Below are 12,287 nucleotides of genomic sequence, written 5' to 3'. Positions count from 1 at the left end.
GGCATATTCCGCTTTAGCAAGTGCTAAAGTCGGGAACTTAAGCGCCACTCTTTAAACGGCGCAAACTTCGCTGCAACCGGCTATCTTCTTCCCGCACAGATAACATCACCTCTTCGATGTAACTTAAATGTTCATTCGAGGCTTCTCTAGCGGCTTCAGGATCACGACGAACGATTGCAGCGAGCAGAGCACGTCTGTGATCGTTAGCCATAGTGGAAGCTTCTTCGCGGCGGCTTAAAAGCTCCAAGTTTTGCGCCACATTCTTATGCAGCACAGGGGTTAAACTGAGTACGAGATGCAACATAGCCACATTGTGTGACGCTTCAGCGACGGCGCGATAGAAGCGCACAATGGCAGCAGCTTGTTGTTCGATATTGGTGGCGGCTTCCACCTCAAGGATCATCCGCTTGATATTTTGCATATCGGCGTCTGTGCCACGCAGGGCGGCAAAATAGGCCATCATGCCTTCGGTCGCATGACGAAACTCCAGCAAGTCATATTGGCTTTCTGGATCGGCTGTCATTAATTCAACGATAGGATCGGCAAGACTCTGCCAGAGTTGCTCTTTGACATAAGTACCGCCGCCTTGACGGCGCATTAATAGCCCTTTCGCCTCAAGTTTTTGAATCGCTTCACGCAATGAGGGACGAGATACTTCGAACTGGATGGCCAGTTCACGCTCCGGTGGTAATTTCTGGCCCGGCTGTAAACTACCTTCGAGGATCATTTGCTCGAGTTGCGCCATGATCACATCAGAAATTTTTGGCTGATTAATTTTACTATAGGCCATTTGGCGCTCAGCTCCGTTGTAAATTGGTCTTACCAATTTTTATGAGTGAGCGCACTTTATCAAATCACACTTTTGATGTCCAGATTGAAAATCAACCTTAAAAGGTGATCTCACTCAAAACCGCTCACGATGAGAGAGCATAGCCTAAAAAACTCATCATGGGGTCAGACCATTAAACCACAACGAGAGCAAGTGCTAGCGGCTAGGTTCTGGAGCGCTGTAAAAAGCGCAGCTGCTAGAAAAAGCAGAACGGGCTGCGCCCTTATAGATTCTAGATTTTAGGTTCTAGATTCTAGAGCCACGAAGTGGCGTCCTAGAGCAGCGCTTTTTGCTGCGTCCTAGCCGCAAAGCGGCCTAGATTCTAGAAGCTGCGTCTTTCTTATTAACTCACCAACCCAAAAATAGTCAGCAGTGATAACACAGCAACCATCAGCGTAAAGTTGCGTTTGCTTAATACTAACAATGCTAAGGTCGACTGCACACAAACAGGCGCGCTAGACACCTCGGGTAAAGGCTGGGCAGCGAGTGCCGTTTCAGTGACCACTTGCCTAGCACTGGCATTGATATTTAACGCATTATTGCGCCACGCCGCGAGCCCTTCACTAAACTGACCACTGAGCGCATAGCCAAAGGAAAACACTCGGCTTGGGAGCCAATCAAACGCAAACATAATATCTTCAATCAGCGGTAAATTAAGTGACTTACGTATATTTTCCTCCGCATAAAAGCGCGCAGTGCAATATAACACTGCCCCCACAGGTCCAAGAAAAATAAGGCATAATGCCACTGCACCGTAGTAACGATAGTTAATCCAAGCAACACTCTGCCCGACCTTGGCACCTAAATCTTTTTCCGAAACCGCCTCCAAACACTCACTACAATCTAATTCAGCGGCATAGTGATAACAGGCCTGCACATCGGAACGACACGCCGCCTGCATATATTTTTTAAAAGTATCACGCTGTTTTTGATGATTAAAACAAATAATCGCCACCAGCACCCATAGCGCGAGACTTAATACTCCCCAAAACATACCCGACGCAATCCAACCCAACAGATAAACCACACCCGCGGGCAATATCAAAGCCAGCAACATATTAGTGTTATTAAGCGACGCTTTATCGCCAAAAAAGCTGGATTGGTAAGATTGCAGTACACGATCACACTGCCAAGAGGCGGGAAGAAACTTTAGTCGCTCCACAAGAATGGCGACCAGTAATGAAAATAATGCCATCGATAGTACTCCTTGTAAAAAAGCAGGACGGACTAGAAAAAGCAGAGCGGGCTTCGCCCTTCTAGGCCCTAGATTCTAGGTTCTAGGTTCTAGGCTTTAGAGCGCTGCAAAAAGCGCAGCTGCTAGAAAAAGCAGAACGGGCTGCGCCCTTATAGAATCTAGATTTTAGGCTCTAGATTCTAGAGCGAGCTTGCGAGCGTCCTAGCAGTTGCGCAGCAACCTCCTAGATTCTAAAAGTCGCGCAGCGCCGTTAAATACTTTTCCCAGTCAAAGCTTGGGCCAGGGTCAGTTTTACGCATTGGCGCAATATCACAATGCCCAACAATCCGCTCGACACTCAAGCTAGGGTATTGTGCAAACAAGGCTTGAGTCAATTCAACAAGTTGTTGATATTGTGCGGCAGTATAGGGCTTAGTATCCGTCCCTTCGAGCTCAATGCCAATGGAAAAATCATTACAATTTTCCCTTTCACTATAACGGGACACGCCAGCGTGCCAAGCTCTATCTTCACAACTCACATACTGCACACATTCACCATCGCGGCGAATTAAAAAATGTGCTGATACCTTAAGCCCCGCTAAATCGGCGAAAGTTTCATCGGCACTGGTATCTAAACAGCCTTGAAATAATTGATCGATGTAAGGTAAACCAAAACATCCCGCGGGCAGGCTGATATTGTGGATCACCAACAGACTAATCTCCCCAAAGGGGCGTTGATTAAAATGTGGCGATTCGCAGCGCCGCGCCGCGCGATACCAACCAAACTCAAAACTCATGTTTACTCCTTAAAAACGGAACGTCGCTAAGCGACTGCTAGGAAAGCAGAGCGGGCTTCGCCCTTCTAGGCGCTAGATTCTAGATTCTAGAAGGAGCAAAGCGACGCTCTAGCACCTAGCGGCGCAGCCATGATAATCTTAAGCCCAAATGCAAGCAGGCAGACGATTGACCCATGTTAACCCATGCCCACTCGCCCGACGTATAAAAGCAAGGACTCCGATCATGCTAGAAAACGATATTCGACATGCCGTAAAAACCGCGCTCAATGAAGATCTTGGCGGCACTGAAATCAACGAGCATACCAAAACCATTGCCTACGGTGACATTACTGCCGAACTTATTCCGGCAGATAAATATGCCGAAGCGACCTTAATCACCCGCGAAGAAGGGGTTTTTTGTGGCAAAGCCTGGGCAGAACAAGTCTTTAATCAATTAGGTGGCGAAGTCGCGCTGCATTGGCATGTCGATGATGGCGATCTTGTGTTACCCAATCAAGTCTTGTGTGAATTATCCGGCCCCGCTCGCGCCTTATTGACAGGCGAGCGCACTGCGATGAACTTTATCCAAACCTTATCCGGTGTCGCCACCCTCACCAAACACTATGTAGACAAACTTGCTGGCACTCACACACAGCTGCTCGATACCCGTAAAACCATTCCAGGACTGCGCACCGCCCAAAAATATGCTGTGACCTGTGGCGGCGGTAAAAACCATCGAATCGGTTTATTTGATGCCTTCTTAATTAAAGAAAACCACATTATGGCCTGTGGTGGCATACGCCAAGCGGTGGATGCAGCGCGCAGTTTACACCCCAATAAACCCGTTGAGGTCGAAGTCGAGTCCTTAGCCGAACTGGCATTAGCACTGGATTCTGGCGCAGATATTATCATGTTAGATAACTTCGATATCACTATGATGGTCGAAGCGGTTGAACTGAATGCAAAAAGCCAAGCTAAAGACAAAGGGGCAAAACTTGAGGTATCGGGCAATGTGACCTTAGACACCTTGGTAGAATTTGCCAAAACGGGGGTGGATTATATTTCCGTTGGCGCCCTCACTAAGCATGTCCGCGCCTTAGATCTATCAATGCGACTGAAAGGTTAAAAAGAAGGTTATAGGTTATAGGCTCTAGGGACTAGTTCCTAGGGCCTAGCTCGTAGCTCCTACATTCTAGATTCTAGAACGAGCTTGCGAGCGCCCTAGCAGTTGCGCAGCAACGTCCTAGATTCTAGCTTCCTGCCCTTTACAGCATAAACCCACTAAATAGCCTAACAAAACACAGGTATAATGCGCGCCGATGTTTTGACGTTGTTTTAAATGCGTCAACTTAACTAACATTGTCAAACGTTTGTTAGAACGCAATACGTTTTAGCGTCAAGTTTTTAGACAAAATAATCATTTAATTAATACTTTATGCGTAAAAGTTGTTTCATTTTACTTAACTTTGTACTAACTTTTACCTAGGCGAGATGGCCGTTTCGGCCTTCCTTATCAAAATTAGCTCAAAGTGAATTGTCGCTAGCCAAAAAACCAGCAATTCATCCCAAGCAATTAAGATAAGCAGCCGAAACGAACACAATCGATAAATGACACTTTGCACTGTATTGGAGTTAAAAATGAAAGGTATCAAAATGAATAAGAATGCTCAGGGTTTTACCTTGATCGAACTGATGATTGTAGTAGCCATTATCGGTATTTTGGCTGCTGTAGCATTGCCAGCTTATAAAGACTATGTAACTTCGGCTCAAGGTAGCGGTGCAATGAAAGGCGTTTCTACATTCGCCCAAAAAATCCCAACCTGTATTCAAACTGGTGTTGGATGTGCAACAATCAAAGCAGAAGTTAATGCTAATCCTAAATTTACCACTATAGGTGACGTAACGCAGGATAAAGGCATTACGTTGGTGTGGAGCGAAGCAAAATGTAAGCTCACAGCAACATTCACTGATACTGGCTCTGTTACCTTCGCAATGGATAAAGTTGGGACTGGAACCGACGACGATTTAGCTCTCTGTAAAAAAGCCGCTGGTATCGGCAGCTAATATCACAAATCTTTCTAAAGCCCCTTCTGGGGCTTTTTTATTTTATTATCCCAGTTAACCATAATCTTGGATACATTAGCTGATTAAGCGCGGGATCACCAAGGCTCGCGATTAATAGTGCAGCACAGGTTATCACTGCTGCAATTAATACCACTTTCCAAGGTAATGCTATCACTCGCAGTTGATAGTGGCGGCAATTAAGTGCCAATAACGATACCAATAATGCTTGGGATAATGGCATTACTATCACCCCATCAAACATGGCATAAATCCATATCGCGCATAGTGCAAATACCAACACTATATCGGTAGCGTCCATCTCTATGCCTATATGTGAGCTGGTGTCGAGGCTACATTGTGAGTTTTTAGCCAAATGCTCACTCGGTATTTCCCCTACTTTTTCCCCCAATAAGGTAAGCCGCTTTAATTTTGCCCATAATGTTATTAGCGACCAACTCGTAGCCAAGATAAACGCAACCACACCAAACTCATATAAAAACTGCATGAGGGCATTATGTGGGTGGGCATTAGGCAAAGGTCTAGCCTCTGCCCAAGCAAAACTCATTGGCCCGTAACCTAAGCCAATACGTTCAGGGATCGCCTGCAAAATATAAATCCACATATCAATCCGGCCAGAGCTATTGGTTCTTAATTGCCAAATTGGGCTATCAAAAATAAACAGTGGAATAATAATGATCAGCACCACCCATAAAAGCGTGCCGAAAGCCACCGCCTTTAAAATAGGGCGAATAAACCCTTTACGCAGATCGGTAGATAAAAAGCGATATACCACAACAGCCGCCACTACCAGCGCTAATACTGCGCCGCGAGCCTCCGATTGCAGCAGGATTAACCACAACACACTAAAGGTCACCATGGCTGCCCGTTTATATTTTTTAAGTGGTTCGATATAAAAAGATAAACACAACAGCGGCAGCAGCATAACTTGCAATTGATTGAAAAACCTTACATTCATAAAGCCTGCCACTAAAGAATGCACATCGGGCCGATTGTCATCAAGGGCATGAAATAGCAGCAGCAAAAAAAACTTAACTGCAATACAAATTGAGAAAAATAATGCAAATCCAAAAAAATATTGCAGCGCAGCAGTTCTGCCTATATCCGCAATCAATACACCAATGACGTAAAACAAACAGAGCAATAATAAAAAATTGGCTAATTCAACGAATGACCAAAATGGATGTTGACTAAAAAGGGTTGATAACAAACCGAGTATAAATAGGCTTACCACCACCCAAAGTGTAAAAGGCGATGGGGCGATCATCGGAATACTCGATCGCCACAAAAGGCCAACCGCTGAACACACGATAAATATAATTACTAGGATTCGCTTAAGATCGTAAGCGTTATCCACCCCCAGATATCCTGTGATATAACCTGATAATACCGAGCCAAGGAAAAATAGCGCGAAGAAAGTGAGCAGGAAAATCCGGCTAAAAATCGGGATTGATTGCAATATCTGTTTCCTTAATTGAGCATTCCATCACGTATTTATCCCACAATATTGGCGTTAAAGTGCCTCACCAAATCACCGATTATTTACGCGTTTTAGTCAAGTAAATCAAAGTGGCTTGATTATAAGGCATTGTTATTTATCGACCATTAATCCACAGTACAGTTTATGGTAAAATATAGCCACTTTTGAAAGCTGTACATAAATTCGCATCCTTATGATGATACTCATTTTTTTGTGATTATTTGAGCTTTTTTATATATGACAAATAACCATTTTGCCGCTATGATGGAAAAACTAATGGAGATAGGAGTTTTTCATGCCATCCGCTGGCCTTCACCTGGGATTATCCACCCTTTTCATCCGTAAAGGTCTGCTTAATGAAGAGCAGATGGCGAGTGCCATCACCAAATCCCGCCAAAACAAACAAACTTTAGTCACTACCTTAGTGCAGACTAAGCTCGTGTCTGCCCGCAGTATTGCCGAGCTTTGCTATGAGGAATATGGCACTCCGCTGTTGGATTTAGCCGAATTTGATGTTAGCGCCATCCCTGAAGAGTTTCTAAATAAAAAACTGATTGAAAAACACCGCTGCTTACCGCTATTTAAGCGCGGCAATCGCCTCTATATCGCCACTTCCGACCCCACAAATATTGCCGCCCTTGAGGAATTCCAATTTAGTGCTGGCCTACATGCCGAAGCGATTTTGGTGGAAGAAGATAAGCTCGCTAAGGCCCTTGAAAAGGTACTCGAAGAAGATATTACTGGCCTTGATTTAAGCGGCATGGATGAAGCAGCACTTGCTGGTATTGAAGTTACCGATACCGATAAACGCAATGAAGACAATGCTGGTGAATCCAGTGACGATGCCCCTATCGTCATTTATATCAATAAGATACTAACCGATGCTATTCGTAAGGGCGCTTCAGACTTACATTTTGAGCCCTATGAAAAACGCTATCGTATCCGTTTTCGTATCGATGGTATTTTGCATGAAGTCTCCGAGCCGCCAATCAGCCTAGCCGGACGACTCTCAGCGCGCTTAAAGGTAATGTCAAAGCTGGATATTGCCGAGCGCCGCGTCCCCCAGGATGGCCGGATTAAAATGAAGCTATCCCGCACTAAGTCTATCGACTTTCGGGTAAGTACCCTGCCGACTCTGTGGGGCGAAAAAATTGTAATGCGGATATTGGATTCTTCTTCCGCACAGCTCGGTATCGAAAAACTCGGTTACGAACCCGATCAAGAAAAGCTCTACCTTGAGATGCTAGCCAAACCCCAAGGGATGATTCTGGTGACAGGCCCAACGGGTTCGGGTAAAACCGTTTCGCTCTATACAGGCTTAAATATCCTCAATACCGCCGAGCGTAATATTTCCACCGCCGAAGACCCGGTGGAAATTAACCTTGAGGGGGTAAACCAAGTCCATATTAATTTAAAAGCGGGTTTAACCTTCGCCTCAGCACTACGTTCGTTTTTGCGCCAAGACCCCGATGTGGTGATGGTCGGGGAAATCCGTGACCTTGAAACCGCCGAAATTGCCATTAAAGCCGCACAAACAGGCCACTTGGTTCTATCAACCCTGCATACTAACTCGGCGGCAGAAACACTCACCCGTTTAATTAATATGGGCGTACCCGGCTATAATATTGCCAGCTCAGTCAATTTAATTATTGCTCAGCGACTTGCACGGCGACTTTGCCCTGAATGCAAGCAACCCGAACAAATACCTGAACATGAGCTAAAGCGTTTAGGCTTTAGTGATGCGCAAATCGCCCAAGGGTTTATCACCTATAAACCCGTGGGTTGTGAGCATTGTTCTGGTGGCTATAAAGGACGGGTAGGTATTTACGAAGTGATGAAGATGTCAGATGAAATTGCCCGTACTATTATGGAAGGGGGCAATTCATTGCAAATTGCTGCTCAAGCCAAGGCCCAAGGGATGCGCGACTTGCGGCAATCTGGACTACTAAAAGTGCTCCAAGGTGTCACCAGTATTGCCGAAGTGAATCGGGTAACCAGTTTTTAATAGCGGGACGGACTGCGCCCTTCTAGGAGCTAGGCTCTAGATGCTAGAGCGAGCATGTGAGCGTTCTAACAGTTGTGCAGCAACGTCCTTCTTAGCTTTACAACCAACAGGGATAATTTATGGCTACGGCAACCACAGTAAAAAAGCCTCGCCCAAAAAAGATTGAGCAAAAAAGCCAACCTAAAATTTATACCTTTGAATGGAAAGGTGTTAACCGCGACGGCCAAAAAACCAGTGGCGAACTGAGGGGGGCCTCTGCTGCTGAGGTTCGTAGCAAGTTAAAATCTCAAGGGGTAAATCCTAAAACCGTTCGCAAACAATCGGCCGCCTTATTTAAATTAGGCGATGCCAAAATTACCCCTATGGATATTGCTATGGTGACTCGGCAAATTGCCACCATGCTTGCCGCTGGGGTGCCATTAGTGACTACCATTGAATTACTGGGTCGCGGCCATGAAAAAGCAAAAATGCGTGAGCTGTTAGCGACAATTCTATCGGAGATCCAGTCAGGTATTCCGTTATCTGATGCTTTGCGTCCCCACCGACGTTATTTTGATGATCTTTATGTCGATTTAGTGGCGGCGGGTGAACATTCAGGCTCACTCGATGTAGTGTTTGATCGTATTGCGACCTACCGTGAAAAATCTGAAGCATTAAAATCTAAGATTAAAAAAGCCATGTTTTATCCGGCAGCAGTAGTAATAGTCGCTATTTTAGTAACAGCACTATTATTACTGTTTGTGGTGCCACAATTTGAAGATATTTTTAAGGGCTTTGGCGCCGAGTTACCTGCATTTACCCAATTGGTTTTGCATATCTCCCGCGGCCTACAATCCTCTTGGTATATCTTTTTGGGTGCCATAGTGGCTGGCGTATTTTTATTTGTGAGGGCTCATAGGAACTCGCAAATCGTGAGAGACAGAGTTGACGAAGTCATCTTAAAAATTCCAGCTATTGGTCCCATTCTACACAAAGGCGCTATGGCGCGTTTTGCCCGTACCTTAGCCACCACCTTTGCCGCTGGTGTCCCCTTAATCGACGGCTTAGAATCAGCCGCAGGGGCATCGGGCAATGCGGTATACCGTAAAGCCATCTTAAAAATCCGCCAAGAAGTGATGGCGGGGATGCAAATGAACGTGGCAATGCGAACCACTGGGCTGTTCCCCGATATGCTGATCCAAATGGTGATGATTGGCGAAGAATCAGGCTCGCTTGATAATATGCTTAATAAAGTTTCAACTATCTATGAGATGCAAGTAGACGACGCTGTCGATGGTTTATCCAGCCTAATTGAACCTATCATGATGGTGGTCATTGGTACTGTTGTTGGTGGTCTTATTGTCGCTATGTATTTACCCATCTTCCAAATGGGTAAAGTGGTTGGCGGCTAGAACGCTGCAATAAGCACAGCTGCTAGAAAAAACAAAGCGGTCTGCGCCCTTATAAATTCTAGGTTCTAGAGCAGCGAAGCGTCCTAGAGGCCTAAAATCCGTTTTACATTGAACAATATAATTAAGTAAGAATAATGACTGAATTTTTCACTTTATTAGGTCACACCTTTGACCAAGCACCTTCGCTTTTTATTTGCTTAAGTTTTGTGTTTGCCGCCACCATTGGCAGCTTTTTAAATGTGGTGATTCACCGTTTCCCGGTAATGATGAAGCGCGAATGGCAACAGGAATGTAATCAGTATCTGCAGGAATATCATGCAGATATTGTTAAGCAAGTAGGAATAGAAAAGCTCAATAAACCGATCGATCACTATCCTCCCAAATACAATCTTGTGGTACCTGGCTCTGCCTGCCCTAAATGTAAAACCGCCATCAAGCCTTGGCATAATTTACCCATTTTAGGTTGGTTAATGTTGAGGGGAAAATGCGCTGCCTGTCATGCCCCCATTTCCTCACGCTATCCGATTATTGAGCTAATAACAGGGTTACTCGTTGCAACACTCGCCTGGCATTTTGGCCCCAGCGGGCAATTTATATTTGCTGCAATACTCACTTTTGTGTTGATTGCGCTCACCGGAATCGATCTGGATGAAATGCTGCTTCCCGATCAAATGACCCTTCCCCTGCTATGGTTAGGACTACTCATAAACCTCAACCATACCTTTACCAACCCAACCGATGCGATTATTGGTGCCGCAGTAGGCTATTTAAGTTTATGGTCGATTTTTTGGCTATTTAAGCTGTTAACCGGTAAAGAAGGCATGGGCTATGGTGACTTTAAACTGCTTGCCGTATTTGGTGCTTGGCTTGGTTGGCAAATGTTGCCACTGGTGATTTTACTTTCATCCTTAGTGGGTGCCCTCGTTGGCATCACGCTGATCGTGACCAAACGTAATCAACTGGCAAATCCGATTCCCTTTGGTCCTTACATTGCCGCCGCAGGTTGGATCGCCCTAATATGGGGTCAACCTATTGTGGATTGGTATTTAAGTACGTTATAGGACTGGCTTCAGCCTTATAGGTTCTAGGCTTTAGGTTCTAGAAGGAGCGCAGCGACGCCCTAGCAGGACGAAGTCCGCTCTAGGTCCTAGCAGCGTCACGTCCGTCATCGCTTTTAAGAGAGTTTTATGTCCAAATTTGTTGTCGGTTTAACGGGCGGGATTGGCAGTGGTAAAACGACCGTGGCGAATCTGTTCGCGGCAGAAGGTGTTTGCCTAGTCGATGCCGATGTCGTTGCCCGAGAAGTCGTCGCACCAGGCACCTACGGATTAAACGCCATTATTGACCATTTTGGGACAGAAATCTTAACGGCCTCGGGTGAGCTTGACCGCGCAAAACTTAGGCAGCGAGTGTTTAGCGATGAACAAGCGCGTCAGTGGTTAAATCAACTGCTGCACCCTATGATCCGCCAAGAAATGCTTTTGCAAGTCAAAAATGCCACCTCAGACTATGTAATTATGGTTGTACCCTTGCTATTTGAGAACGGGTTAGATAGGTTAGTCAATCGGACTTTAGTGGTGGATATTTCGCCAGAATTACAAATAAGCCGTACTGTAAAGCGGGACAATGTCGATGCAACTCAAGTAAATAACATCATTGAGAGCCAGTGTAGCCGCAGTGAAAAACTCGCTAGAGCCGATGACATTATTGATAATCAGGGAGAGATATCAACTCTAAAACAAGAGGTGCAAGCATTGCATCAGCGCTATTTACAATTATCTGGTAATCACAACGCCCATGACTGACTTAGTTTATGAACAGCCTTTAAATGAGAAGATCCGCAGCTACTTGCGGCTCGAATACCTCAACAAGCAGCTCTGTAATAACCTAAATCACGACCACCAGCATAGATGTTTCTACCCTCTCTTTTCCCTGTGCGAGCTCTCGGAGCGCTGCGACTACCGCAATGAGGTCCTCAAAGATATCGAGCGAAATCTACTGCAACTGAGCAAATGGCAAGAACTCGAGCATGTCGATAGCGAACAAATCCGCTTTTATATTCAAGCCTTAACCCAAGCCAGAGAACCATTACAACGTCCCGAACGCTGTGGGAGCCAGCTAAAGCAAGACAGATTCTTATCTGCTCTCAGGCAACGCTTTGGTATGCCAGGTGCCTGCTGTAACTTCGACCTTCCCCAACTGCATTTTTGGCTCGCCAAACCCTGGGAAGAAAGACGCCAGGATTATCAAGCTTGGATAAGTCATTTCGATCCCCTACTCACACCCATCACGCTTTTGCTTCAACTGACCCGCAGTACCGCTGATTTCGATAATGCCACCGCTCATGCCGGTTTTTATCAAGGGGATAGCACTCAAGCCCTGTCATTAGTTAGAGTCAAAGTCGATGCTTCCCACGGTTGTTATCCCACGATCAGTGGCCATAAAAATCGTTATGCCATTCATTTTGTACAATTCGATCAACAACGCCACTCAGACCGTAGCATCGAATTCTTACTAGCGACCTGCGCGTGAAGCCTTTACACTAAAGCC

Annotated in this window: 11 protein-coding genes; 7 read left to right on the top strand and 4 right to left on the bottom strand. The window is 45.5% G+C overall.

Annotation, left to right across the window (positions count from 1 at the left end):
* Nucleotides 1-37 precede the first annotated feature (37 nt).
* The 3 genes from pdhR to ampD form a co-directional block, all read right to left on the bottom strand.
* The gene (gene pdhR / locus M0413_RS02135; RefSeq protein ID WP_011070781.1) at nucleotides 38-790 is read right to left on the bottom strand and encodes a pyruvate dehydrogenase complex transcriptional repressor PdhR; all 753 of its coding nucleotides are present in this window, start codon (nucleotides 788-790) and stop codon (nucleotides 38-40) included.
* Between the two features lie 382 nt (nucleotides 791-1,172).
* Complete coding sequence (gene ampE, locus M0413_RS02130; protein ID WP_037413617.1) at nucleotides 1,173-2,024, bottom strand: beta-lactamase regulator AmpE; 852 nt, start codon at nucleotides 2,022-2,024, stop codon at nucleotides 1,173-1,175.
* A gap of 230 nt (nucleotides 2,025-2,254) precedes the next feature.
* Nucleotides 2,255-2,800, bottom strand: a complete 546-nt coding sequence (ampD, locus tag M0413_RS02125) for a 1,6-anhydro-N-acetylmuramyl-L-alanine amidase AmpD (RefSeq protein WP_249553019.1) — start codon at nucleotides 2,798-2,800, stop codon at nucleotides 2,255-2,257.
* Nucleotides 2,801-3,023: 223 nt separating this feature from the next.
* Between ampD and nadC the strand changes: the two genes are divergently transcribed.
* Together nadC and M0413_RS02115 are read left to right on the top strand one after the other, a co-directional pair.
* Nucleotides 3,024-3,905 (top strand): carboxylating nicotinate-nucleotide diphosphorylase, encoded by an 882-nt coding sequence (gene nadC / locus M0413_RS02120; RefSeq protein ID WP_249553017.1) that lies wholly within the window; start codon nucleotides 3,024-3,026, stop codon nucleotides 3,903-3,905.
* A gap of 527 nt (nucleotides 3,906-4,432) precedes the next feature.
* Nucleotides 4,433-4,843, top strand: coding sequence for a pilin (locus M0413_RS02115; protein WP_249553128.1), 411 nt, complete (start codon nucleotides 4,433-4,435; stop codon nucleotides 4,841-4,843).
* 37 nt (nucleotides 4,844-4,880) lie between these two features.
* Here M0413_RS02115 and M0413_RS02110 read toward each other — a convergent pair whose 3' ends face one another.
* On the bottom strand, nucleotides 4,881-6,320 hold the full coding sequence (locus M0413_RS02110; RefSeq protein WP_249553016.1) for an O-antigen ligase family protein: 1,440 nt from the start codon (nucleotides 6,318-6,320) through the stop codon (nucleotides 4,881-4,883).
* Nucleotides 6,321-6,636: 316 nt separating this feature from the next.
* Between M0413_RS02110 and pilB the strand changes: the two genes are divergently transcribed.
* From pilB to zapD, 5 genes are all read left to right on the top strand, one after another.
* On the top strand, nucleotides 6,637-8,346 hold the full coding sequence (gene pilB / locus M0413_RS02105) for a type IV-A pilus assembly ATPase PilB (RefSeq protein WP_249553014.1): 1,710 nt from the start codon (nucleotides 6,637-6,639) through the stop codon (nucleotides 8,344-8,346).
* A 119-nt stretch (nucleotides 8,347-8,465) separates the two neighbouring features.
* Nucleotides 8,466-9,737, top strand: a complete 1,272-nt coding sequence (locus tag M0413_RS02100) for a type II secretion system F family protein (RefSeq protein WP_188871158.1) — start codon at nucleotides 8,466-8,468, stop codon at nucleotides 9,735-9,737.
* Between the two features lie 134 nt (nucleotides 9,738-9,871).
* Entirely contained in the window at nucleotides 9,872-10,798 is a 927-nt protein-coding gene (locus tag M0413_RS02095) for a prepilin peptidase (RefSeq protein WP_249553012.1), read from the top strand.
* A 126-nt stretch (nucleotides 10,799-10,924) separates the two neighbouring features.
* Nucleotides 10,925-11,542: a dephospho-CoA kinase gene (gene coaE, locus M0413_RS02090; protein ID WP_047534370.1), complete on the top strand. Its 618-nt coding sequence runs from the start codon at nucleotides 10,925-10,927 to the stop codon at nucleotides 11,540-11,542.
* Nucleotides 11,535-12,269: a cell division protein ZapD gene (gene zapD / locus M0413_RS02085; RefSeq protein WP_037413632.1), complete on the top strand. Its 735-nt coding sequence runs from the start codon at nucleotides 11,535-11,537 to the stop codon at nucleotides 12,267-12,269. Before coaE ends, zapD begins: the two co-directional genes overlap by 8 nt.
* Nucleotides 12,270-12,287: the final 18 nt, after the last annotated feature.

It is taken from the genome of Shewanella sp. 8A (assembly GCF_023475945.1).
Classification (GTDB): domain Bacteria; phylum Pseudomonadota; class Gammaproteobacteria; order Enterobacterales; family Shewanellaceae; genus Shewanella; species Shewanella xiamenensis.
This window is presented reverse-complemented; position numbering and strand designations above follow the sequence as displayed.